Below are 25,197 nucleotides of genomic sequence, written 5' to 3'. Positions count from 1 at the left end.
AGCTTTTGAAACCCTTAAAAATATTTTTTCTTTTTGTTTTATTTTCTTTTTTATGGAGCTGTAAGCCTAAGGAGGCATCGGAAACATTTCACATTCCTTTTTTAAAAGAAAAGGCTGAAGAAATTATTTTTATGATAAACGATAAGGACTGGGAAGGCATAAGAAACTTAAGCACCGAAGAATTTAAAAAAAACTTGGATGAAGAATTTATAAACGTAAATACTAAAATATTTTTTGAGCCGGCAGGAAAATACCTGTATACAAAAGAAGCTTATTTTTTAGAAACAAAAGATAAAAACTCAGGAGAAGTTATAGGAGTTGTTATCGTTAAGGTAGGATACGAAAATAAAACTCTATGCTACACCTTCAATTTTGCAAAAGACACAAAGCTGATAGGCTTCTTTTTAAAATAGATTTAGAAACTATAAAAAACAATTTAAAAAACTAATCTTCTTTTTCCCAAAAGTATGTAAAGAAATAACTTGTTATGTCTTCAGGGTCAGTCGCATCGCTTAGCTTATAGGCATTAGTATTTCTTTGAATTGTACATTGAGTTTTTTCTGTAAATAATTTTGAAAGCAAATACATTGCAGGCCTGTTATCGCAGATACCGAGCGTCCATGCAGAAGGTTTTAAACTTGTCAAAAAATAGCGGGACTTTGCATCCTTTTCGGCAGTTTTTTCCATATCGGATTTATGTGAAAAATCGGAAGAAATTAAAAGGAAAGAATCCTTATCTTTGATAGAAAAAACTTTTGTTACCGTCTCATAAAGTTTAGTTGCAAGATTCATATTTACGGGAGGCTCTCCGTAATAAGCAAGGGCAACAACCTTTGCATCGGGGAAGTATTTTTTTATGTATGGAATCAAGGTTGAAACACCGTGCTCATAAACAAAAACCTTATCATCAAAGGGCACATCAAAAAGACGTGATAAGTTTTCCGCCTTATCCTTTTCGGAATGAACAAGACCATCCTTAGTTTGCCATGATCCCTTTGTTAAAGAAAAATCATATAGAGATAGTCCCCAATGAGAAGGGCTTAAGATATAAAAAGTTTTTATCTTTCTTGCTTCGGCAAGCTCGGTAAACCAATCATTTATTAAAGCATCGGTTAGAAGATGATGGCTCACCGTTCCGCCCCAAGGCTTTGCTCCGTCCGGCAAAGAAGCTTCCTTGGGGATAAACCTCGTCTTAGGAGGCTTTTCCCCATCAGAGCTCCATGTTCTGAAAATTTTTTCAGTCTCTTCCATCTCGTCTTTTTTGCCGGTACAAGCCGTCAAACAAAAACAAATAAAAAAAACGGTGATTATAAATTTTATAACTTTCATCTTATCTAAAATTCGAGTCCGTCAAAAATGCTTTTTTTAAAAAGAAATATTCTGAGCCCAGAAAGGCTTTAAGTCCTCCATGTCCTCATTAGAATAAACCCTTTCTTTCCATTCTTCATTTGTAAGACGGTTGGATATGTCTTGTTCAAATTCATAGTAATTAAAACAATAACCGACAGCTATTCTTTTTCCGCCTTGAGCATCGTTTAAGGGAACATAGATTCTATAGGGAATACCGACAGCCGTTTCAAGGACAAAGCCTTCTTCTCCATTTGTAAACACATCGGCAACCAAGGCCATGCGCAATTGTTCAGGCTCAACAACTGCATTTATGGAAGGCATGAGAATACGGGCCAGGAAGCCGGGCATCAAGGATATCCATTTTAGGTCTTTTTCAGAAACGGGCTTATCCGCAATTTCAAGCTTAACGATATCGGCAGCATGTAAGGCAGCGTCTTTTAACATTTCAAGCTTTTGTAAATTATTTTCATCTATGAGCTTATAAGGCTTTAATGCATTTATAAGAACATCCACAGAAGAAGCAGCGTTTTTCCAAAATGCCAAGTTAGGCTCTATATAGTGAACCGGATTGGGAATCTTCTTTACCCTATAGGTAAGCTCGGGACCGGGACCGCCTCCAAGCTCTGCAAAAGCCTGTTTTGTATATAGAATAGTATCATGCCTTAACTCTGCCCATGTTCCGTGAGCCGACAATAAGGACTTTACACTCCATGCAGGGCTTTCGGTAAAATAAAAGCCTGAGCCTTGCTCAAAACGGGCTTGCAGGCCTACCTCGTTTAAGGTTTTACCGTAATAAGTTTTTCCCAATATTTTATCGGGAGAAGATAGGGTTTCTTTTTCGATTTTATCGAGGATTGTTTTTAAGTCAGGGAAATCGGAGTAATCTTTTTGAAGCAATAAATCGGCAGACTTTGAACCCAGCGCCTTCATAATATCCAGTCCTTTAACATGTGAACGGCCATACAGTCTGGGGGAACTTACCAAGCTGTGAATATAAGAATCGAGAGTAAACCTCTGACCGAAAAGCCTCCAGCCCATGGGAGGCTTTCTTTCTTCATCGGCACCTTCGGAAGCTGTATAAAAAACGGAAGCCCCGGCTATGGCCGGAGGTCTTAACTTTTCATGAGCCGATTTCATAAATGCAAACAGGTTGTTTTTATCGCTTGCCCATTTTTCAAAATCCTTTACATCATAGCTTTTCCAGAGAGGCAAGACCTCTTTAAAAGATAGGTCATCGGATAGGCCTATTAAATCGGTTATAGGATCAAAAAGAGCTGACCACTTTTTATAAAGCTCTTCATCATTTTTTACAAGCTCGGTAATCAAAAGAGCTATGGGTTCCATGTTCAAAGTTAGAGCATAAGCATCGGAAGCAGCTTTACCGTCCTGTTCCAAAACTTCAGGCCCCTTGTCGGCAATTAAAAAATGAGCATGTCCGAACCACATCATTGCTCTAAAATAGGAAGACAAAATACCGTTTTTTGTGTAGTGTCCTCTCGGTTTATATTGGGAATAATCTTCTTTTGTAAAAGCACCATCCTCAAAAGTAAAAAGAGGAGAGGGCGCAGGGCCTTGAGCCTTATCAATCAGATCTATTTCTTCACTTACCGTTTTGGGATATTTTGAAAGGACTTCATCTTTATTGGGCTCTTTATAAACAGTTTCATCAGAGCCGTATTTATCTTTTTGAATTACAGATTTAGGAGCAAGTTCCAAGAGGGCACGGGCAGTTTGAAAATATAGTTTAGCCTTTTCTAAGGTTTCAGGTCTTGCCGTAGGAAAGCCTTTTCCGTTTACATTATTTAAACTATCGTCAAAGGCTGTTACAAGTTCAAGAAGTCTAGGCATAAAAAAATTCTCTTCAATATTTTGCAATGTTCTATCAAAAAAAAGATGCTTTGCATGGGCCATCAAATCGGTGGTAATAAAAAGTGTAGTGCCGTCATTTCCAAGAAAGCTTGAATCATAACTATCTTCATATGATTCGTAATGATAACCATAATGATTTCTGTATAAGGCAATCATATCGTCAGCGGACATCATATGCAGATCATATTCATCGGGTTTAACTTTTTCAAAAATTAACCTATCTCTTTCCAAAACAGCTTGATGAGCCTTGCTTAAAAATTCATAACCAAATACCGTATAAAATTCTTTAGGAGCACCGTTGGTCAAATAACGCATAGAAATAACTTGATTTATTTTCAAATCATTATTCATACCTGTAAGATCGGCTCCAAAGACAAGTCCTTTTTCTCCGTTCCATGTTGTACGGTAAAAATAATTTTGATTTTCTTGAAACTTAAAAACACCGAAATCGAACTCATCATCGGCATCGAACGGAAGCCTTACCGGTTCTTCTTCAATACTTAAAACCGTGCCGAACGGAACAGAGATTCCCGCAGGCAGCTTCTCTAAGTCTTCTTGAGATTTTAATTCTGCATTAGGATAGAATAAACAAAGATCGCTTCCGACGACAGCTGTCGCTCCTTCTTGCACCTTATTAAAGGGGAAATTTTTAAAAACAAGCTTATCTTTTAAATACTTTTGGTGGGCAGAAGGTGCACTCTGTTTTTTTGCAAATTCTAACTGCAAACTGCTGTCATATTTTACCTTTTCAAGACACTTTTCTGCAAGCAATGATTCCTCCATTTCCATATTTACATTTTCATCAACACCATTGACTACCGATTCATTAGGCTCAGCAGCTTTATCTTTTGCACTGCAAGAAAAAAATGATATAACACAAACAAACAATACCGGTATAAAAATAAGATTTATACCTTTCTTTTTTAATTGAAACATTTTAAAAACTCCTCCGTAAAAAACGATATTATGCAATTTAATAATAGCACAAACGAACCCGATTGACAAGCTAAAGCAAAAAAAAGAAAATATGCCTTTAAGAGAATACTAATATTATGCTGCATAAAGATGACTCCCGTATAAAATTATTAAAAGGCAGAGCGTGGCTTACCGTTCCTCAATTTGAAAACCATCTTCTCGATGAATTAGGAATTCCACATGGAGTAGCTCCTATGGAAATTAAAAATCTCCCCAAGGATGCCTCTGTCTACGGTAACATAGTATACAGAGAAAATTTTCCGAAAGATGTTTTTTGGAGCCGCCTTTGTATGGAAGAACCGTTTATGGCAGAATTTTCGAGCATAAGCGAGGCTGCCGATATCTTGCGCTCAATTCAAAGAAACTGGGCATTTGTTCCGTTTAACTGCTTTAGACGGGCAGAACTCATCGAAAAAAAACTTCCCTTTATCAGCAAAAAAGAAAGAAACTTTCCCTACGATGTTCCGTCAGCCGAAATGGGAATCTGGACTCTTTTAAACGAAAATCAAATTTTCGCTTCGGCAAAAACTTCAAGCCCCTTCCCTCGTGGAGAAATTTTCTTTAAAGAAGATAAGATAAATCCTCCGAGCCGAGCCTACTTAAAAATGTGGGAAGCTTTAACCCTTTTAAATTTCTACTTAAAAAAATATCAAGAAAAAAAACATTTTTTTGAAAAGGCCGAAACCCAGCCGGCAATTTCTTCCGAAAAAAAGAATCCCCTGCCCGCAGCCGATTCCGTCTGCCTCGATGCCGGAGCCTGCCCCGGAGGCTGGAGCTGGGTGCTGGACAGCTTAGGCTGCAAGATTATCGCAATCGATAGAAGTCCCTTGAGGCCCGATTTAATGGCAAAGAAAAATATAGAATTTATAAAACATGATGCTTTTACTTTAAAGCCGGAAGACATAGGAAAAATAGATTGGCTTTGCTCCGATGTAATCTGTTATCCTCCGAGGCTTTATGATTGGATTATAAAATGGATTGACTCGGGCCTTTGCGAAAAATTTATATGCACAATAAAGATGCAGGGAGAACCCGATAACGAAACCGTTAAAAGATTCGCGGCAATTCCGGACTCAAAGATTGTTCATCTTACGGCAAACAAACACGAACTAACCTGGTTAAAAGCCCCATTTATATAACTGTAAGTTGTTCGGCATCTAAACTTAGCAATTACCCATTCTTCACAGGAAGTGTGGTGGTTCTGTAAGTAAAACTCTACCACTTATATCACAACCGTCCATGGCGGGTAAAGGCCTAAAACTCGTGATTAAAAAATATACAAGGAGGTATATTTTTTAATCGAGCTTCGAGATAGTCTCGAATACTGTTTTGACGCACTGTCGAATTATGCTCTACGTCTGCCGCAGGTTATGTACTTTGGCCGGCGTAGGTTATAGCCTACGTCCGGCATAGATCAGGTTATCGCCACTCCCTATACCATTTGGCATCGGTGTTTTCGAATGTTAAAGTTCCCGAACGTGTGTCGAGTTTTGCAATGCGGTTTATGTTTGGGTATACATTATAACCCTGTACCCCCTCTATCGAGCTGAATATTGCACCGTCGTCGGCGATATACAAGACGCCGTCTTCAAAGCCGATAATGCGCCGTGCACCGTAAAAACGCTCGTAAGGCGCATCACCATTGAAACGATATATACGGGTTTCATAGGGACCGGGATATCTTTTATAGCTTTCCATACCGCCAAAGCCATACCTGCCCGACTCGGTGATATGGCCGTCTTCGGTGTAGGTGCACTCAAGAACCCCGCCGTAAAAAGCTTTGCTGCCATCATAATCATACGGAGCGCTGATCGTAAACACCAGATACACTTTATTCCCATACGCAAACATATCTTGGCATTCGCCGCTTTCATGGGAAATGGCTGGATCATCTGTTATGGGTATAATATCTTTTAAAGGATCTTGAGGCAGCGTACCTACCAGAGCGGGTGGTGTACCGGTCAGCCGATACATTTGTAGTTGCCCTCCTGCCGGCAAACTGCTATACACAAATAAATACCCGTTATAGGCGGCACTGGCTTTAATCGTACTCGCAGAGCCAATAACGGGCATAAGGTTGCCGTTATTGTCTATTTCATAAAGAGTTGAGCCACTCGACATATATACCCTTCCCGTTTTTAAGTCGGTTGTAAAACTGTCTACCGAGGTTACGCTGCCGGGCAAAGATAGTTTTTTTTCATGATCGCCTTCGCTGGTATACCGCCGTATTACGACCGGGGGATCAGAATATGCTACATACAGCCGACCCTTACCGTCCCGCGTAAAAAAAAGGTAGTCGCGGCCAGAGCCGGACTGTGCTATCTCAAGCGGAGTCCCGCCCATATTAAGTTTAAATGTATATGGTGCACTGCTGCCGTTCACCGAAAACGGTATCGGCCGCATGGACGCTATTACCTTGTTCAGTTTAACGGCAGCCTCGTTATCGCCGCTTTCTACGGTTAGGTCGGTAAAGCCCGTCCACGTTGCCGACGGGGTTATAATAGAGACCTTTATGTGTATCGTTTCGCCTACCGGCAGAAATTGCGAAAAAACTTTCGGTTCGTCTTTTTCAAGCTGTTTTGTAATGGGCACGATAGAATTGCCTGTAATGTCGATTTGCATTGTGCTGTCCGACAGGTTAGGAAGCCCGTTCGCCCCGATAGACCGCGCCGCACCATTTTCGAAGTCGAGTGTTACTATGCCGTATTCAGGAGCGGTAAGATTACAGGAAGTTTGCAATATCAGCACAGCGGTAAGCAATGCTGCCGCAAACAGTAAAATAACATTTTTTTTCATAAGTTTCCTCCTCGTATCGTAAAAGGTATAACTGCCGGCTTTCCGTGCCGGTACATAAAGTTGAAAGCGAGCGGCGCCGTTTTAAGCCGCAAGGGTCAACAACTATACTTACAGTATAAGACAAAGTACCGATAAAATCAATAAGTTTGTTTCCGGCTGTTTATTCCCGGCGTTTTTGTAGGGGAAAAGAGATGCACTTGTCAGACGCAAGTTTGTTTTTTGTTTTTCAGTGTTCTAAAATTTTTAATACATGCCCCTCTCTCACATTTTTAGCAATGCGACACAGTAATCTGCATATTTTCTACAGGGCAAGACATTTGCAGGTGTATTCCAATTTTATTACTTACTTTCCGAAAAAGCTGCGCTGCCCTGCTTTTACCCATCGTCCGGGACTTCGGGACAAAACCGGTGATGCTATCTGATTGCATAACCAATCGGCAAAGACCTCATCTTCAAAACCTTCTAATTTTACCAAAAGAGTTTGCACACCGGGAAGCTCTGTCTTTCTTACGGCATCAACCGTTTCTTCTGCAATACGGGCAAAGGCGGCAGAGGCAGCCGAAATATTAGGATTACCGCAAGGAATATCCGCATCACGGTGAACAAAGATTAGACGGCCTTGCCCCTTTTTAATATAGTAGTTTTTTAAAACAAGGGAAAGAGCGGCATTCGCAGAAACAAGATCGCTTATAGTCTTGTCTATAGATAGGGCATCCGTCCCCGGATATATTTTGGAATAAGCAGGAGCATCAAAAATCAAAATCGACGTATCTGCTGCAATATTTATGTTTTTTAATTTAAGCGGAATAGCTTGAAGAGAAAAAAGAGAGGAGCGGTTCCATTCTATTTCGGTAGTGACACCGCTTTCTTTATTATCTTCCTTATACTCCGAACTCAAACAAACCTTTAAGCCCTTATCCCTAAGCTTATTCGCAAGGTCTTGTGAAAACTTCAATCGGTTATCCGTAATAAAAATTCCTGAATCCATACTTAACTATACCATAATTAACTATCTGCCGTCAATGACTTATCAAACCCGCAAGGAGGAGTTTACTTTATTTTTTGCTTAAAGCCGAGACCGTAAACTTCCTGCATATCGCAGACCATGATAAAAGCCTTTTCGTCTATTTCGGTAATAATTTCCTTTGCCCTGACAAATTGAGCCCGGCTTACGACACAGAGCAGCACAGGACGATCCTGCTTTGAATACATGCCCTCTCCCTTAAGGAGGGTAACGCCTCTTTCCAGCTTGCTCATAAGAGCATCTCCTATTTCGGCCGGCTTAGAGCTGACAATGAAAAAGCCTTTAAAGTAACTTAAACCGTCAAGAATCATATCCGCTATCTTTGTACAAAAGAAAAGAGCTATTAAAGAATAAAGTGAGGTGTTAGGATTATTATCTACAACACCTGCAAAGGCTACTATTACAAAATCGGCTATAGCCATTCCCTTTGCTATACTTAAACCCGGAAAATGCTTGTTTACAATGGCTCCGGCAAGGTCGGTGCCTCCTGTAGTAGCGCCTCGTTTAAACACAATTCCCAAACCTACTCCTAATAGAATTCCTCCGAAGGTTGCCTGTAAAAAAAGATCATTGGTAAATACAAAATCTTGGGGTAAAACAGCCAAAACTCCCGAAAGCACCAAAATAGAAAGAAGGGTAAAAACAGCGGATTTTTTACCCAAAAGTTTTGCTCCAAAAATAAATAAAGGAACATTTATAATTAAATTCGATATGTAAACTCTTATACCGGTCAGTTTTTCGATTGCAACCGACAAACCGCTGACACCGCCCGGTGCAATTGTTCCGGGGATAAGAAAAAACTGTAAAGCTACGGCAGCTATTATACTTCCGGCAGAAACCCAAAAAATATCCAACAATACACCTATAACAAACTTTGTAGAAATATGTTTGGCGGGTAATATTTTATTCATAATATACATTCTCCAAATATCATAGAATTTTTTATACAGAGCAGATACGAATTTACAAACAGTGGTTATACTACACCATTTTCTTAAAAAAATCAACAGCACAAAAACACAGACAAACAATACACATAGTTGACAGTTCCATCCCTTTAGCCTATAATACCGCCCATGCTGCAACACGGTATTTTGTTAGAAAAAAAATTAAACTTTTTCTCGAAAACTACTAGACAAAATAAAAAAAATGGTTATACTCCCCCCCCCCCGAATTTTTTGCAAACAAACGGATATCTGTGCTGCCGATTACCTATTTTCAAAAAAAACTATTTCAAAGAGCAAACAAAAAAACTATTCTCAAAAATAATTTCCGACAGAGAGTCGGAGCTTTTAAACAATAACAAGTTTGTACAACAAATTAAAACAACAAACTTGCAATTAATAAATATACAAGGAGGTATTTCATTAACAGGCACGGATGCCGGTGGTTCCAAACTTCTAATAGTTTTAGACGCAAGTCTAAAACTATTAGCTAAAAAATGTACAAGGATATACATTTTTCAGCGGATGTCCTACGGATTGGGACTCGTCAATCCAATAAAAAATAGAGTAAAACCTAAAAGAGGAGATTAAAATGAAAGAGAAACATCGTTTTTTATTGCGGAACAAATTGATGATTGTGTTCGGTGCATTGATTTTTGTAGTCGGGACTATTCTTACCCTTATAGCATTGCGTACTGCCCGAAAAGCTGTAACGGAAAAAGTCGAAACGCATCTGATTGACAAAGCAACAGATACGGCGGAGATTCTTGACGGGCGTGTGAATACAATGTTTCAATTTTTAGAAGGTATTGCACGGATGCCGGTATTACGCGATAATACTATTAAGTTTATAGAAAAAATGGCCATACTTGCCGAAGAAGCAAAATTCAATCCCATTATCAGTGAACTATATATTACCGATAAAGAAGGAATTTTATATAACTTAGACGGATCTGAAATAGAATTTAATGATATAGAATGGTTTCAGGCAGGTATCAGCGGGAAAAAAAATACGACGGAACCCTATAGCGATGTGGAAAATAACATATTCATAACATTTGCTTTACCGGTATATGATGACAATAGAAATATTATCGGAGTATTGGGTGCTGATGTTGACGGCTTATGGCTTAGCGATCAAATTAAGGATATTGTAGTCGGCAAAACAGGTGAATGTTATATTCTCGATAACTCAGGAACTACCATTGCGGACAAAGATTTCGGCCTAGTTAAGACTCGTTCAAATGCCTGCGAGGAAGCTAAAACGGATCCATCTCTTGCGTCGTGTGCCGCTTTTGAAAAAATGGCAGTAGAGATTGACGAACCTTCTGTAGGATATTACGAATACAAAGGAGAAAATTTTATTGCCTCGTATGCCACAATGAAAACAACTGACTGGACAATCATAATTAATGCCCCCGTAAACGAATTTATGGGAACCGTCAATGAACTGCGGATTAAAATGCTGGTTATTAGAGCGATAACTTTAGCAGCCGCTCTAATTGTTGTCTTTTTTGTTGCCCGTGTAATGATAAAACCTATAAAGGTTGTCGTTGAGGCCCTTAAAGATATAGCCCAAGGTGAAGGGGATTTAACCGTCCGCCTGCCCGTACACGGCAACGATGAAGTTACCGATTTATCTGAATACTTCAATGAAACAATAGAAAAAATCGGCTCGTCGATTAAAACCGTCGGCAAAAATACTATAGACATGACAAATATCGGTAACGAACTTGCAAGCAATATGACTGAAACGGCAAGTGCTGTACACCAAATAAGTGCGAATATCGACGGCGTAAAACAGCAAGCTCTTACCCAAGCCGCAAGCGTTACCGAAACGGCAGCTACAGTCGAAGAAATTATCCGCACTATTAGACAGCTTAACAACAGTATTGAAAATCAAGCGGCAAGCGTAGCTGAATCTTCTTCGGCTATCGAGCAAATGGTGGGAAACATAGCTTCTATCACACAGACTCTCGGTAAAACCGATGACGTTATAAAAACCCTTGCTTCCGCCACAGCCGACGGCAAGGAAACAGTTACGGGAGCAAACACTGTTACCCAGCGTATTGCCGAAGAGTCAGGAGGTCTATTGGAAGCCTCAAGTGTTATACAACACATTGCAAGCCAGACCAACCTTTTGGCGATGAATGCTGCAATCGAAGCCGCCCACGCAGGCGAAGCCGGCAAGGGCTTTGCCGTCGTTGCCGACGAAATTCGTAAGCTCGCTGAAGAGTCTTCCAGTCAAGGTAAAACCATTACCGAAACGCTTAAAGTGCTTTCAGGAGAAATTGAAACTCTTTCATACTCTGCAAAAACGGCAGAAGAAAAGTTCAATGCCATTTTCGCCCTTTCAGAGCATGTCAAAACGATGAGCCAAAATCTAATGAACGCTATGCACGAACAAGAAAACGGCAGCAAAGAAGTACTTACTGCTATCCGCGACATAAACATGGTAACCAACCAAGTAAATGACGGCTCAGCCGAAATGCTTCGCGGCGGTGAGAATGTTGCTCAGGAGATGCAAAAACTCGATGAGCTTACCCGCGTCATCACTGACAGTATGAACGAGATGGCCTCTGGTGCCGTACAGATTAGCAATGCCGTACAGGAAGTACACACAATAAGTCAAAAGAATAAAGAGAGCATTGAAAATCTTTCTAAAGAAGTCGGAAAATTTAAAGTTTAAATTAATTAATAATGTGTAATGAATAATCGGTAATCTATAGCTGATAACTTAATTACTCATTACACATTGCCCCTTATCGATTCGCCTAATAGTCTTCAGAATTCAAGAGCTTAACTCTTTCTTTCCAGTCGGGAAGATATTTGGTCATGTATCGCTTAAAGCGGTCATTGTGGAGCCTCTCCTTAAAATGAACAAACTCGTGTACCAACACCATTTCGGCACATTCGCAAGGAAGGGCAGCAAGTTTTGTGTTTAAGGTAATTATGCCCGTATAAGAATTACATGAACCCCACTTGCTTTTCATATCTCTGTATTTTATCTCGGAGGCGGATTCTTTTATTTTATCTTCCCAAAAGGGCAAGATTTCTTCCACATAAAGCTCCAATTCTTTTTTATAAAGGCGGTTCAAAATTGAAGGCCGTTTTTTTGGATCCGCTCCGAAAGGCTCTTTTAAATAGATAAAATCATCATCGACTGCGACGCTTGCATTTTTTTTGGCACGCAGTATTTTAATTTTATAATCAGCTCCCCATAAACTTACCGTGGAGCCGTCCTTTAATGAGGCTTTTATATTCTTCTTAAAAATCTTTTCCTCTATTCGTGCCTGATGTTTTTTTATCCACGCAATATTTTCTTTTACAAAGTCCAAGGCCTTGCTTTGAGAATAGTTTTTTGGAACATGTATACAGGGCAGAGCCGTCTTAGGCGAGATGGTAAGCCTGAGTTTCCGCCCCTTTGATTCGGCCCATTCGATTTCGACCCCTTCTATTTTAATAATCATATTCTGATATTGTATTTTTTAGCTATACCGGGAAAAGATTTTAGCTTTAATTCTTCTCCGTCGGCTGTCAGCAGGGTACCTTCAAAATGACCGTAAACAGTACTGTACTCCGTCCTAAAAACTGCGGCATTTACTCTTTTGTAATTTTTTGAAACAGGAAGAAACACAAGGTCTACCATGCTTTCGGTGTCCTGTATTATCCATTTTCCCATGATACCGAAGGGACGGGTTATTTTTACCGGAGGAAGAGGGGTACGCTTTCCGTCATAGAGCATCATATTATCATTATACTTATTGCTGTCAGCAGCTATCGAATTTGCAAGATAAAAAACTAAAGACTTATCTCCCAGTTTGCCTAGTCCGTTTACAAGGGTGCGCTTTGACCTAAAACCGGTATAGGACTTCCGCACATCAAAAACGCCCACGGCCGTTTCTTTTTTTAGCTGAATATCTTCGTTGTAACCCAAGCTTACCCAACCCTTTACCGTCCCTGTCTGCATGTACATGGCCATACATCGCCGGCTTACATAGTTGGGAATTACGCATGAAAAATCCAAGGCTTCTTTATCCCGAATATCCAGATCCAAACGGCCTTCGCATGAGGGACGGGAATCACGGGCCGAAAAGTCAAAGTCGGCATGGAGTTTTCCGTGCGACAGACGGGAGAAAATACGGGCATATCTATATGATTTACGGCAGGCTGTAACGCTGTATTTTATGTGCTTCGGAATATGAATAAAGCCGCCGGGAAGATATTGCCGATAGGCATATTTTTGCTGAGTCTTACGAACCCAAAAGGTTGTTTCCATAAAGGAAAAAATATAGCACGAAAAAAATGCTATTTCGCCTATTATCTCATCATCGCAAAACAAAAACCTCATCGTCCCCGAAATCCGCCCATTGGTAATTATTCTGGGAAGCGGAATATTACCGAATACCCGATAAAGCCCTCTTATATCGAATTTTTTAAAGCAGCCTGAAAAAGTTCCGAAATTCGATTTTCCGTTTTGTACAGGCTTATCGGGTGCAGGTTCTATCTTGCGTGTGTACAAGTTATCATTAGCCATAGAAAGAATGTTAGCACAATTTGCAAAAAAATAAAAGCCTTTTTTTTAGGAAATTTTTAAGTTTTGCAAAGACCGGCTGTTGCGCCTTTAAATATCGGCCGATCCGTCTTTTACGGTAATAATTTTATCTGCCCGAACCCGCAAGTCTTCGCTTACATGGTGCGAAATTATTATACAGGTTAGTTCTCTTTGGGATAACACGGTATTTTCTATTTCGGCACTTGTTTCTTTATCTAAGGCAGAGGTTGCTTCATCCATCAAAAGAATGGGGGAATACTTTACCAAGGCCCTCGCAATGGCTATGCGCTGTTTCTCTCCGCCTGAAATTTTAGAGGATCCCTCACCTATCCTTGTTTCAAGGCCGAGAGGAAGACCTTCGATAAACCTTTGTAAGCCGGCCTTTTTACAGGCTTCTTTTATCCTCTCATCGCTTATATCCTCATTATAAAGAGCAATATTGTTTTTGATTGTATCATCAAAGATAAAGGGAGACTGATGCACTACTGACACAAGCTTAAAATAAGAATCATCGGGAATCTTGCGGATATCCGTTCCGTCTATTTTTATAAGCCCCTCATAGCCCGTAAATTTTTTGTATAAAAGACTTAAAAGGGTGGATTTTCCCGAACCGCTTTCCCCTACGATTAAAACCTTTTCGCCTTTTTTTATCGTGAGATTTATATTTTTTAAGGCAGGAAAAGCACCCTGATTTTCTTCTTCATTCTCTTCATCTTCGCCATCTTGGGGATAGCTAAAGCTCATATTTTCAAAACTTATCGAATCTTCAAAAGAAGTTTTTGCTTCCAAGTCTTTTAAGGAATTGTCTTTTTCTTGCAAGTTTAAAATTTCATCCAAATCTTTTATTACCGCCTTTGCAGCCAAAATAGATGTTATATATTGAGTCAGGTTACTCAAAGGATAAACGATGAAGATTACAAGCTGACTTGCAGCTATGATTACCGAGATTTTAAAAAAGCCTAAAAGAACCAAAACTGCACCTAAAAAGAAAACGCCTATGTAGGTTATGCTCGAAAAGAAGTCGCCGAGACTCCCCATAAAGCCGCTCATATACCTGTCCTTAAAAGAAGCTTTTTTATAACCGGTGTTCGCATTGCGGTGAAGAATCTCGATTTTTTCCTGAAGGTTATAGGACTTAATCAGATCAAAGGCGGAAAATATTTCTTTTAGGCTGATAGTGTAATTTTCGCTTTTTTCAATATAGTCCTTTTCGGCTTTGGCTACAGGCTTCACCGTAAATTTGGGAACAATGAGCTGGATAAGACCGGTAAAAAGAACAAAGAGAGAAAGTCTCCAATCCATAATCGAAAGCCAAATAAGCGAAACTATCAGCTGTAAAACTGAAGGATAAATTCGGAAGATTGTCCAAAAATAAGACTCCTCCAGTTTTTCAACATTCTTTGTAAGATAGGCAACATAGCTTCCCGAATTGCGCGAGGCATATTCGCTAGTACTCATGGCTAGTATTTTTTTCATCAAGGCTTCCCTCAACGAAAAAAGAGCCTGTGCACTTGCTTTTTCGCGCACCCTCTTAGTCACAATATCGACCAAAAAGGAGATGACAAGATAGGCTATGGTACCGATGAGGTACAAGTGCAGCTTTTCGATAGTTCCGTTTGTTGCATAGTCGATTGCCAGCATCATTACATACGAAACTCCTACTTCCAACGCAGTGGAAAGGGGCTGCAAGGCAAGGTATAAAACCATGTACCCTGTCTTTAAAAATTTGAACATAATGTTATCCTTTTAATAATCTTTAAATATTTTCTCCAGTCTTTCTTTGCCGATGGTTTTCATAAAGCCGGCCAGACGAGGGCCCTGATCTTTTGAAACAAGGGCTTGATAAACGGCGACAAACATTTGCTTGGGCTCCAAGCCGCATTCTTTTGCCGCATCGTAAAGGGCTGTCGAAAATGTCTTTTCGTCCATCTCGTCCATTTTGGGTAAAAGGGAATCCCTTATCGTTTTAATCGCCTTTGTTTCCGGCTCAGAAAGTTCAGCCTTTGAGCCGTCAGTTCTTAAAGCAAACTTAAACTCTTCGGGAGCACCCCCGTCCGTGATCCAATTCCAGGCACATTCGGCACGGGTTCTCAGTCTATCGATTTGTGCAGGCTTTACGTCGGGAAGGCCCTTTATTACGGCTTCAATATCGCCCGAATTTATTTGTAAAAGATTGCATAAATGCCTAAAAGGAATTTGATAGGAAATACACTCAGGCATTCCGTCTATTTGAGAAAGCTCATAGATTCTATATTCTTTTTCAAATGTCTCATCGTTTTTAGCCTTTTCAGCCTTCCATGCAATGCGCTCTGTTTTGTCATAATCTTCGTAAATCTTAATTACATCAAGATCAAAGCTGATAACGAATTCGGTGTTGGGCCTTGTACCCGCAAAAAGATAGCGGGCAACTTCGGGCTGATAAACTTCGAGTACCTCGGCAAGGCTTACAACCTTTCCCTTAGAAGAGGCCATCTTTCCGGGCACACCCTTTAAACCGATAAAATCATAGCGGAAACTTACGGGAGCAGGCCAGTTATAAATACGGTCGGAAACCAAGCTTGCCGTATCAAAGGACCCGCCTTGTGAATGATGATCCTTTCCGGCCGGCTCAAAAACGGTTTTTTCAAAAGCCCAGCGCATGGGCCAGTCAACCCTCCAGCCCAGCTTTACCGATTTTGCCTTACGCAGATCCAAGGCTTCGCAATGTCCGCATTCGCAAGAATATTTAAGCGTCCAGTCATTGTCCCATGATTCTATCTTTGTCGTGTCCTTATTACAGGCTGTACAAAACACGGAAACGGGCCAGTATTCTTCGGTAATTTTATGAGACTCATCCCGGTAAGTATTTAAAATGTCTTTAAGCTCTTCTCTGTTATCCAAGGCTTTTTTCATTCCTTCGGCATACATTCCCTTTTGATAGCGTTCGGCCTGATAAAGATATTCGGGGTGAATACCTACACGGGGCAATACGGCTTCTACATCATGCTCGTGGTGGCGGGCATAATTTTCATCCCGTTCAAATGTATCGGGAACCATCGTAATCGGATAGCGGAGGTATTTTTCCAAAACTTCGGGCTTGGGCATATTTGCGGGAACCTTGCGGAATACGTCATAGTCGTCCCAAGAATAAATAAAGCGCACATTTTTTCCGCGGGAGCGCAAAGCCCTCACAACCAAATCGACGGAAATAATTTCGCGGAAATTTCCTACGTGAACGGTTCCCGAAGGCGTAATACCGGACGCGCAGGTATAAACATCGAGGTCACCCCTCTCTCTTATGATTTTTTCGGCAGTCTGATCCGCCCAATGTAATAATTTCTTTTCGTTTGACATAATTTCTTCCTTAAAAACATTTAAAATATACAAAAGCAGGATATTTTATACAAAAAAAGGGAAGGTGTCAATCCTTGTACAAAAGCCCAAACTCTGGTATAATCCGCCTATGATAGATAAACCGATAACCGATCCCGTCTTAATAGAAAAATTTAAAACCATGCACGAAGACGGAATGACGGTCTTTATGCTCGGCGAAGGCCAAATCCGCGGAGCTTTTTTTCACGGAACCCGTTTTGTAAATAAGATGAGGGTGCAGCACAATTTAGGCATTTTAGAAAGCCTGGCCCTCGGCCACGCCTCACTTTGCGGGGCACTCTTAATTCCAACAATGAAGGGAAGAGATCGAATCATATTTAGATGCGACACTCAAGGCCCCCTTGTAGGCTTTAGTGTCGAAGCCTTCAGCGAAGGCTTTGTAAGGGGCTATCTCTTTGAAGACCCCATAAGACCGGATAGGCCCTTAGAAACGTGGGACCTAAAACCTCTTTTCGGAGAAGGGAAAATCTCGGTTATCCGCTTCCCTGAAGGTGCCAGAGAACCCCTAACCGGAATCGTCGAGATAAAACACAAAAACATAGCCCTTGACCTATCCGAATATTTTTTACAATCCGAGCAGACGGTAACGGGTTTTAATACAGGCATCCAATTCGACAAGGAAGGAAGAATCATCGGGGCGGGCGGAATGTATATTCAGCTAATGCCCGGAGCCGAAGAAGGCTTGATAGAAAAGGCGGAAAGAGCCTTTGCAGCCTGCCCCTCGATAGGCCAATGGTTTGCTGAAGGCGGAGACAGGGAAGATGTCATCTTCGGCCTTTTCCGTGACTGTAATCCTCAAGTTTTAATCGAAAGAAAGATAGACTTTTATTGTCCCTGCTCGGAGGAAAATTTCCGCAATAAACTTTTTACCCTACCTGAAAAAGAAATTGCAGACATGTACGAAAACGGCCCTGAGGAAATAGAGCTTTATTGCCATAACTGCGGTTCAGTTTATAAATATCCCAAAAGCATCTTAAAGGAAAAAATCGATGTACATTAAAAAACCTATGGAAATAGAAAATAAAAGCATGGATATAATTGAAGAAAGCATGAAGGATGTTTCTTTTACGGAAGAAGAAAAAATTATAGCCAAGCGGATGATTCACACTACGGGCGATGTCGAGTACCGAAAGATAATCGTTTTTCAAAATAACTTTATAGAATCGGCTAAAAGGGCTCTTCAAAAGGGCATAACTATTTTTACGGATACCAAGATGGTGCTGACAGGTATCAATAAGCCCGCCCTCTCAAAAACCGAAAATAAACTTTTATGCTTGATTGATGACGAGAAGGTTTTTAAGATGTCTAAAGAAAACGGAATTACACGCTCTTCGGCAGCCATAGACCTTGCAATCCAAGAAGGAGCCAGAGCCTTTGTCATAGGCAATGCCCCGACAGCTCTTTTTAGGCTCTTGGAGCTCTGCGAAGAAAAAAAAGTTTCCCCCGAATTTATAATCGGCGTTCCCGTCGGCTTTGTAGGAGCCGCCGAATCGAAAGAAGCCCTGCGTTCAAGCCCCTTTCCCCAAATCTCTACCGTAGGCACCAAGGGTGGAAGCAATGTCGCCGCCTCTATCATAAATGCCCTGCTTTATATGATGGTAGAAAGGGATTAAGTCTAGCCTCAAGCCGATTTTTTAGTTAGCCCCCATCGGAAGACTCCGCTCCTCCAATGGAGGATTTTTTTCTACCTAACCCTTCCTTTTTCGATGTAAACGATTTTATCGGCGGCGTTCACTGTGGATTTGCGGTGGCTTACAATTAAAACGCCCTTGTCTTTTTTTTCTTGGTATATCGAATTTAAAATGAGGGCTTCGTTTAAGCTGTCCAAGTTTCCGGTCGGCTCGTCGAGTAACAAAAGAGGAGCCTTGTGCAAAAAGGCTCGGGCAAGACCGAGACGCTGTTTTTCGCCGCTCGAAAGATTTCCTCCAAGCTCTGTCATCTTCGTATCATAGCCTTCAGGTAAGCTCATAATAAAATCGTGGATTGCGGCTTTTTTGGCAGCTTCGATAACATCCTCTTTTGAAGCATTCCTGTTTGCAAGAAGAATATTTTCATAAATAGATTTTTTGAAAATATAGGTCTGCTGGGTAATATAAGAAACAGCCTCCCGTAAACTTGCCGTGTTTATCTTTTTAATATCGATGCCGTTCATCTTTACCTCACCCGACAGTGGATCGAAAAAACGCATGATTAGGCGGAGCAATGTACTCTTACCGCTTCCGCTTTTGCCGCAAAGGCCGACTATCTCATCTTTTTTAACGGAGATACTTACATCCTGTAAAACTTCCATATCGTCATATCTAAAGTTGATGTTATCGGCTTCGACTTTTTCAAAGCTTAGGTTTTCGCCGTCTGCAACTTCATCGAGTTCCGGTTTCTCTTCAAGCAGGGAAAAAACTCTTTCCGCTGAAGCAAATGTTTGCTGCAAGTTTACTGCCAAACCTGAAACCGCAATTATCGGGCCGTAGCCTGAAAGAAGCATTAGATTGGAAATTAAAAAAGCGGCAAAGTCAATTTTTCCGCTTACCAAGAGGAAGGCAGAAATGCCCAGCATTAAAAAATTGCAAAGAGTAAGAGCCGCTTCCGTAATTGCAAAGGTTTTACCCTCAAAGTTTTTTAAGAGCTTAAAGGTTCCGCTTATGGCCTCGCCTCTTTTTTCAATATTCTCTTTCCTCTCCCTTATCTTATCAAAAAAGATAATCTCTTTTATTCCGAGGAGGGAATCCAAAAAGAAAGAATTAAGGGAGCTCATTTTTTTTCGGTATTCTACACCGGCCCCGTCATCCATCTTAGCGAAGAGGAGAGGAAGGAAGAAGCCGATGACTATATAGATGAGGGCAACCGTAAGGCTCAAGACAATGTGTATTTTAGCAAAGATAATTAAGGCAAAAATAAAGTAGAGTACGGCAGAAGCTGCCGGGGCTATAGTGTGGGCATAAAAAACTTCAAGTAATTCTATGTCGGCAGTTATAATAGACAGAAGGCTGCCTGAATCCTTTTTTTGTAATTTAACAAAGGCCAGTCTTCTCATAGCCGTAAAAATTTTATCCCGTATCAAGGCCAAGAGGGTGAAGGCTATGTAATGCCCCGAAAGCTGTTCGCCGTATCTAAAGATACCTCGGCTTACGGCACAGATGATAAGGCCTATGATTACAAAATCCAAGGAAACAGAAACATTAAAAATCTTTAGGCCTAAAAGAGAAACAATGCCGACTCCGCCCAAAACAGGGATGGCCGCTGCAATGATAAAGCCCAAAACCCTTAAGATGACAGTTATAGTCATAACTCCGCTAAGAGGTTTTACAAATACTATCAATTTTTTTATAAGTTGGCTTTTTTTCATTTTACACCCATCCGTATTTTTTCAAGATCTTTTTGCTGCAAATACATCCTTGCATAGATGCCGTTTTTTTCAATGAGGCTTGAATGAGTTCCTTCTTCTTTTATTTCACCCTTTTCAAATACATAGATGTGATCTGCATTTTCAATATTCGCAAGCCTGTGTGAAATAAAGATAATTATTTTGGTTTTGCTTAATTCATAAAGAGTGCTTAAAATAAGCTCTTCACTTTCGACATCGATATTGCTTACAGCCTCATCAAAAATATAAATGTCTGTATCATGGAGAAGTGCCCGCGCAAGAGCAAAACGCTGAACCTGTCCGCCCGATAAATTCTTTCCGCCCGATTCAATATAAAAATCCAAACCCGAATTACCGTCTCCCGAAGAGTTTCTGTTTAAAATAAACTCGTCTAAGAGAACTTCTTTTAATACGCTCATCAATTCTTCATCGCTTGCAGAAGGCTTCGCTATTAAAAGGTTTTCCCTCACCGAAGCTCCGAACAAAAAGCTTTCGGTAGAGACAAGATTCATATACCTAGCTCTAAATTCGTCGGGAAGTTTTTTTGCTTCTATGCCCGATAAGAGGATTTCGCCGGAATAGTTTTTTTGTAAGCCCATAAGTAAGGCGGCCGCAGTGGATTTGCCCGAACCGCTTTCTCCTGCGATGCCGTAAAAGCCCGGTTTTAAAAATTCAAGAGAGATATTTTTTAGAGCCTGCTTTGATTCATTATAATTAAAGTTTAAATTTTTTACTTCGAGCGAAGGCAAATTGCCCTGTAGAGAATCAGGCTGACTGCCGGGCTGAGCTCTTTTAATTTTTTTTGCTGTTTCTTCAAGTTCGGCTTCGCTTAAAATTGAAGCCGAATCGCTTTTTACATCCATCAATTCAAAGAGGCGGTTCGCTGCGGTTATGCCGTTCATCGCTATATGAAAGAACGAGCCCAGTGCCCGCAGAGGTAAAAAGAATTCGGCACATAGCAAAATAAAAAGAAGAGCGCCTTCTATCGAAAGAGTTCCGGCTCTTAACTGATAAAGGCTGACGATTGTTCCGAGAGCAGTCCCTCCGTATGCAACGGTATCCATCACAAAGATGGAATTAAGCTGCATGGTTAAAACCCTCATCGTTACCCGTCTAAAATTTTCCGCCTCGGCATTTAGTTCCCTATGCTGAGCTTCATCGTCGGAATAGGCTTTTAATGTGATAAGGCCGCGGAGGTTATCCAAAAAAGAATCTCCGAGCCCGGTATAAACATCAAGGTATCTTTTTAAAATACGCTTTGCGACTGTTTGAATAGCCGCAATCGAAAGGGGAATTAAGGGCACGCAGAGAAAAAGCACAAGGGCGGCAAAAAAGTTTATCGGTGCAAGAATTATAAAAAGAGTTACCGGAGCCGCCATACTGAAAAAAAACTGAGGCAGATAGGCTCCGAAATAAGAATCGAGCTGCTCGATTCCGTCAGTGCCTATTTGAGTAACCTCGGCCATACTTATATACTGAGAATAATTAAGCTTTAACGAAATAAATTTATCGTAGAGCATCGAGCGCAATGTTCTTTTAACCTCGGTTCCTGCCCTATACGAAAAGTAAGAGCGTTTACGGACGGCAATAACTCTTATTATCAAGGCCGCCGAAGCTGCGGATAACAACACAAAAACCGTTTTTTTATCAAGCGAAGAATTATATAGACCGAAAATAAAGCGCACAGTTACAAAGGTAATAGCCGTATTACACAACAAAGAAATCCATGAAGAAAGAGCCGAAAGCAATATCCATTTTTTACTTTTAGGCACCGACCTTGTCAGGCGTTTATGAATCATAACTAACCTCTAAGAAAATATATTTGTATTTTATAGGAAACAAATAAAAATAGCAATAGGCTAACTTTTAAGCTGTTATAATTAATTCTCACGGACTTGCAATCTTTAAAAAAAAGAAGTAAAATGCGATTCCTATGGTAAAAATAAATTCTCTCAAGTTTAAATATCCGAATTCAAAAAAAGAAGTTTTAAAAAATATAAATTTGGAAGTAAACCAAGGCGATTATATTTCGATTGTGGGAGAAAACGGCTGCGGAAAAAGCACTCTCCTAAAGCTGATTTTAAAATTGCTAAAAATACAAAAAGGTGAAATTATTATCAATGCAAAAAAAATCGGCTATCTTCCGCAAAAAAAAGAAAACCTAAACGATTTCCCGATTACGCTTTTTGAACTTTTAAATTCCTATAGAAAAATATTAAAGATAAGGGAAAGCGATTGTGCTCTAAAAGCCCTGGAAAGAGTGAATTTAACCGAATACAAAAACAGCCTTGTTGGAGAACTTTCCGGAGGCCAGCTTCAAAAACTCTACATAGCTCGTGCCCTTATCGGGGATCCCGACCTTTTAATCTTAGATGAACCTTCTACCGGAATAGATGTTCAGGGGCAAAAAGAAATCTATTCTTTTGTAAAAGATTTAAACGTTAAAAAGGGACTGACCGTAATTTCGGTTGACCATAATTTGGATGCCGCTATTTTTAATTCTACAAAAATATTTCACATAAAAAACGGAGAAGGCCATTTGTGTAATCCTCAACAATATACTTCGGAATTTTTTAATCCGAACTTTGTTCAATTTAAACCAAAGGGGGAAAAATAAAATGCTTCAATATGGCTTTATGCAAAATGCCTTTATCGTTTCTTTTTTTATAGGAATCCTTTGTCCTTCAATCGGCTTATTTTTAGTACTCAGAAGATACTCCCTCATAGGGGACACCCTTTCCCACAGCTCCCTTGCAGGCGTTACCCTTGCCCTCGCTTCAGGAATAAACCCCATTCTTGGAGCCTTTATTTTTACGACAGCAGCAGGAGCCCTGATAGAAGCCCTACGGAATGCTTTTAAAGAATACCAAGATTTAATCCTTTCAATAGTTTTGTCCTTGAGTGTAGGAATCGCCATTACACTCATAAGCTCAGGAACCGTTAGAGCAAATGCCGAAACCTATTTATTCGGAAGCGTCTTAACCGTTTCTTCTTCGGATTTAATTACCGTGATTGCTTTAAGCATCTTGTCATTGGTTACTCTCGGCCTCATGTATCACAAGATGGTCTACATAGCCCTCGATGAAGATATTGCAAAAATAATAGGAGTTAAGGTTAGGCTTATCAATTACTTGTTTTCAGGCCTAACAGCGGCAACGATAGCCGTTTCATTAAAAATAGTGGGAATGTTGGTTTTAAGCTCGATGATAGCCCTCCCCGTCGCAACAGCCCTTCAATTAAAAATAAGCTTTAAAAAGACATTAATTTTTTCTATTTTGATAAGCGTAGCAGACATAATGCTCGGCTTGGTCTTATCCTATCACCTAAATGTCGCCCCCGGCGGCTTTACAGCCCTCGTGTCTGTCATTGTCTTAATAATAACGATAGGGATAAATTTATTTTTAAAACAGAATAAACTATCTGCATAATAAAAGTAGAAAATAAATAACAGGCAAGCAATAAGTTGCAGAAAAAGGTAATTTAGTATATAATTTATAGTTATGGAGGTATATTATGTCTGATGCACTTACACAAGTTGAAAATCAAGTTCTTTCTTTTTCTTTAGCAGAACAGATTCGTCTTCTTACCTTTATTGCAAATAATGTTAATAAACAAACTTCTATCTTGGCAGAAGGAGAAGCCTTAAAAAAAATTAGAGAATCAAGTCTGGAAACCGTTTGGGAGAGTATAAAGAATGACTCGTGGTGATGTTTATATGCTTGATTTCGGCATTCCGGCCGGGAGTGAACCAGGGATGAGGCGACCGGTAATAATAATACAGTCCGATAAAAAGAATTTAAATAGGTTAAATACAAAAATAGTTGTTCCTCTTACATCTAATACTGTCAATGCCGAATTAAAAGGGAATGTTTTCATTCCCAAAAATGAATCAAAACTTCCAAAAAATTCTGTTGCACTTGTTCATCAAATTATAGTGGTAGATAAATCCCGCCTTGAAGAAAAAGTTGGAAAAGTATCCAAGCACATACTTTTACAGATTGAACAAGAAATCGATTATGTGCTAAAAGAATAAATCTATAAAAACAGCTTACTAACCTTATTTAAAATTTTCTATACGGGGAACGGACAGGCTTAGAGGCATCGCGGATAGTCCAGTCCGCAAGAGCTTCGCCGGAAAGACGAGGCATAAAGCGTTTTTCTTTTACGGTCTTCATCGAAGATCCGGCACCTACAGATTCATTCCACCAATCATATAAGTGAACATTGGTCTTTACTCCCAAAAAATCGTAAGTTTTTTCAAGGGAAACAAAACCGATTGGATCATATTCATAAAACTTTAATTTTGCTTCCGCCGTATTAGGATGTATTTCATAAGGAAGCCATTTTTGCGGAATATAATTGTTTCCAATTATTTTTTTGTATTCGCTCGGCATTCCATAGGTGTAAAGAAGCTTAGTATGGGTATCAAGTGCGCACATTAAATTATTGAGAGCATTTTCAAAAATACCGCCTTTAGCCGCATAAGCGGTAAATTTAAAAAAGATAAAACGTTCAAGGATTTTAGCTTCAGCCGGGTCATCATAAAAAGGTAAATCAAAGGGATGAACTCCCTCTACCTTGTAATAAACTACATCGCTTATCTTATTTGTTATGCCTAAAAATACGGAAGACCCCGGCACCTCGGTTTCTCTGTATTGATAAGTTTTTCCTTCTTTCCCCCAGCCTTCATGCGGAGGACATAGCTCCCATTTAAAATCGGAGGTAAAAAGAATTTCAACTGCCGGTGCCGACCCCTTTGAGGGCGAAGTAATTTTTGCCATGTGAATAAGGCAATCACCCAGCCTTGCCTTTTCGTAAATGCAGTCGGGATTTTCAGGATTAGCTTTTATAATATGGTCCTCTAAGTCCCCGGCTATTAGAGGATTCATAAAACAAAAGAGAAACAAAAACAAACCTAAAAGCTTTAAACTTAATTTTTTCATAAGATTCC

The 25,197-nt window shown here is 40.1% G+C and carries 22 protein-coding genes; 10 read left to right on the top strand and 12 right to left on the bottom strand.

The annotated features are described in order from the left end of the window. The first annotated feature begins 5 nt into the window (after window positions 1-5). Complete coding sequence (locus tag HYB91_RS01130; protein WP_002675992.1) at window positions 6-413, top strand: DUF3887 domain-containing protein; 408 nt, start codon at window positions 6-8, stop codon at window positions 411-413. A gap of 31 nt (window positions 414-444) precedes the next feature. Here the strand turns inward: HYB91_RS01130 and amrB are convergent, their stop codons facing one another. Together amrB and HYB91_RS01120 are read right to left on the bottom strand one after the other, a co-directional pair. After that, entirely contained in the window at window positions 445-1,329 is an 885-nt protein-coding gene (gene amrB, locus HYB91_RS01125; protein WP_002675993.1) for an AmmeMemoRadiSam system protein B, read from the bottom strand. A gap of 36 nt (window positions 1,330-1,365) precedes the next feature. Next, on the bottom strand, window positions 1,366-4,155 hold the full coding sequence (locus HYB91_RS01120) for a DUF3160 domain-containing protein (protein WP_002675994.1): 2,790 nt from the start codon (window positions 4,153-4,155) through the stop codon (window positions 1,366-1,368). 116 nt (window positions 4,156-4,271) lie between these two features. Here HYB91_RS01120 and HYB91_RS01115 point away from each other — a divergent pair, with 116 nt between their 5' ends. Further along, window positions 4,272-5,333 (top strand): SAM-dependent methyltransferase, encoded by a 1,062-nt coding sequence (locus tag HYB91_RS01115; RefSeq protein WP_002675995.1) that lies wholly within the window; start codon window positions 4,272-4,274, stop codon window positions 5,331-5,333. 280 nt (window positions 5,334-5,613) lie between these two features. Here the strand turns inward: HYB91_RS01115 and HYB91_RS01110 are convergent, their stop codons facing one another. The 3 genes from HYB91_RS01110 to HYB91_RS01100 all read right to left on the bottom strand — a co-directional run bounded on the left by HYB91_RS01110 (window position 5,614) and on the right by HYB91_RS01100 (window position 8,925). Further along, window positions 5,614-6,990 carry a hypothetical protein gene (locus HYB91_RS01110; protein WP_002675997.1) on the bottom strand — a complete coding sequence of 459 codons (1,377 nt, stop codon included), beginning with the start codon at window positions 6,988-6,990 and terminating at the stop codon, window positions 5,614-5,616. A 343-nt stretch (window positions 6,991-7,333) separates the two neighbouring features. After that, window positions 7,334-7,978, bottom strand: coding sequence for a hypothetical protein (locus HYB91_RS01105; RefSeq protein WP_002675998.1), 645 nt, complete (start codon window positions 7,976-7,978; stop codon window positions 7,334-7,336). Between the two features lie 62 nt (window positions 7,979-8,040). Beyond that, a complete protein-coding gene (locus HYB91_RS01100) occupies window positions 8,041-8,925 on the bottom strand; it encodes a YitT family protein (protein WP_002673760.1) in 885 nt (294 codons plus the stop codon). Between the two features lie 165 nt (window positions 8,926-9,090). On the opposite strand from HYB91_RS01100, the gene HYB91_RS01095 reads away from it, so the two are divergent. Together HYB91_RS01095 and HYB91_RS01090 are read left to right on the top strand one after the other, a co-directional pair. Continuing rightward, window positions 9,091-9,549, top strand: a complete 459-nt coding sequence (locus tag HYB91_RS01095) for a hypothetical protein (protein WP_080619606.1) — start codon at window positions 9,091-9,093, stop codon at window positions 9,547-9,549. Between the two features lies 1 nt (window position 9,550). After that, window positions 9,551-11,647 carry a methyl-accepting chemotaxis protein gene (locus HYB91_RS01090; protein WP_002676000.1) on the top strand — a complete coding sequence of 699 codons (2,097 nt, stop codon included), beginning with the start codon at window positions 9,551-9,553 and terminating at the stop codon, window positions 11,645-11,647. Between the two features lie 85 nt (window positions 11,648-11,732). Here HYB91_RS01090 and HYB91_RS01085 read toward each other — a convergent pair whose 3' ends face one another. From HYB91_RS01085 to lysS, 4 genes are all read right to left on the bottom strand, one after another. Continuing rightward, the gene (locus HYB91_RS01085; protein WP_002676005.1) at window positions 11,733-12,428 is read right to left on the bottom strand and encodes a YgjP family zinc-dependent metalloprotease; all 696 of its coding nucleotides are present in this window, start codon (window positions 12,426-12,428) and stop codon (window positions 11,733-11,735) included. Further along, complete coding sequence (locus tag HYB91_RS01080) at window positions 12,425-13,495, bottom strand: DUF2804 domain-containing protein (RefSeq protein ID WP_002676006.1); 1,071 nt, start codon at window positions 13,493-13,495, stop codon at window positions 12,425-12,427. Before HYB91_RS01080 ends, HYB91_RS01085 begins: the two co-directional genes overlap by 4 nt. An 87-nt stretch (window positions 13,496-13,582) precedes the next feature. Next, window positions 13,583-15,247, bottom strand: coding sequence for an ABC transporter ATP-binding protein (locus HYB91_RS01075; RefSeq protein ID WP_002676008.1), 1,665 nt, complete (start codon window positions 15,245-15,247; stop codon window positions 13,583-13,585). 12 nt (window positions 15,248-15,259) lie between these two features. After that, entirely contained in the window at window positions 15,260-16,846 is a 1,587-nt protein-coding gene (gene lysS, locus HYB91_RS01070; protein WP_002676009.1) for a lysine--tRNA ligase, read from the bottom strand. A gap of 109 nt (window positions 16,847-16,955) precedes the next feature. Here lysS and HYB91_RS01065 point away from each other — a divergent pair, with 109 nt between their 5' ends. Both HYB91_RS01065 and HYB91_RS01060 read left to right on the top strand, forming a co-directional pair. Then, complete coding sequence (locus tag HYB91_RS01065; protein ID WP_002676011.1) at window positions 16,956-17,885, top strand: Hsp33 family molecular chaperone HslO; 930 nt, start codon at window positions 16,956-16,958, stop codon at window positions 17,883-17,885. Beyond that, entirely contained in the window at window positions 17,875-18,498 is a 624-nt protein-coding gene (locus HYB91_RS01060; RefSeq protein ID WP_002676012.1) for a precorrin-8X methylmutase, read from the top strand. Before HYB91_RS01065 ends, HYB91_RS01060 begins: the two co-directional genes overlap by 11 nt. 71 nt (window positions 18,499-18,569) lie before the next feature. Here the strand turns inward: HYB91_RS01060 and HYB91_RS01055 are convergent, their stop codons facing one another. Both HYB91_RS01055 and HYB91_RS01050 read right to left on the bottom strand, forming a co-directional pair. Further along, window positions 18,570-20,228, bottom strand: coding sequence for an ABC transporter ATP-binding protein (locus tag HYB91_RS01055; RefSeq protein ID WP_002676013.1), 1,659 nt, complete (start codon window positions 20,226-20,228; stop codon window positions 18,570-18,572). After that, window positions 20,225-22,045, bottom strand: coding sequence for an ABC transporter ATP-binding protein/permease (locus HYB91_RS01050; RefSeq protein ID WP_002676014.1), 1,821 nt, complete (start codon window positions 22,043-22,045; stop codon window positions 20,225-20,227). The genes HYB91_RS01055 and HYB91_RS01050 overlap by 4 nt, the downstream gene beginning before the upstream one ends. Before the next feature lie 134 nt (window positions 22,046-22,179). On the opposite strand from HYB91_RS01050, the gene HYB91_RS01045 reads away from it, so the two are divergent. From HYB91_RS01045 to HYB91_RS01030, 4 genes are all read left to right on the top strand, one after another. Beyond that, window positions 22,180-22,863 carry a metal ABC transporter ATP-binding protein gene (locus HYB91_RS01045; protein ID WP_002676015.1) on the top strand — a complete coding sequence of 228 codons (684 nt, stop codon included), beginning with the start codon at window positions 22,180-22,182 and terminating at the stop codon, window positions 22,861-22,863. 1 nt (window position 22,864) lies between these two features. After that, complete coding sequence (locus tag HYB91_RS01040) at window positions 22,865-23,674, top strand: metal ABC transporter permease (protein ID WP_002676016.1); 810 nt, start codon at window positions 22,865-22,867, stop codon at window positions 23,672-23,674. A gap of 85 nt (window positions 23,675-23,759) precedes the next feature. Continuing rightward, complete coding sequence (locus tag HYB91_RS01035) at window positions 23,760-23,954, top strand: hypothetical protein (protein WP_002673727.1); 195 nt, start codon at window positions 23,760-23,762, stop codon at window positions 23,952-23,954. Continuing rightward, complete coding sequence (locus HYB91_RS01030) at window positions 23,941-24,279, top strand: type II toxin-antitoxin system PemK/MazF family toxin (protein ID WP_002676017.1); 339 nt, start codon at window positions 23,941-23,943, stop codon at window positions 24,277-24,279. Before HYB91_RS01035 ends, HYB91_RS01030 begins: the two co-directional genes overlap by 14 nt. Before the next feature lie 28 nt (window positions 24,280-24,307). On the opposite strand, the gene HYB91_RS01025 is transcribed toward HYB91_RS01030, so the two are convergent. Next, complete coding sequence (locus HYB91_RS01025) at window positions 24,308-25,189, bottom strand: hypothetical protein (RefSeq protein ID WP_002676018.1); 882 nt, start codon at window positions 25,187-25,189, stop codon at window positions 24,308-24,310. Window positions 25,190-25,197: the final 8 nt, after the last annotated feature.

The organism is Treponema sp. B152 (assembly GCF_024181665.1).
GTDB classification, from domain to species: domain Bacteria; phylum Spirochaetota; class Spirochaetia; order Treponematales; family Treponemataceae; genus Treponema_B; species Treponema_B denticola.
Note: the sequence above shows the minus strand (reverse complement) of the source record. Positions and strands in the feature narration are given on the sequence as shown.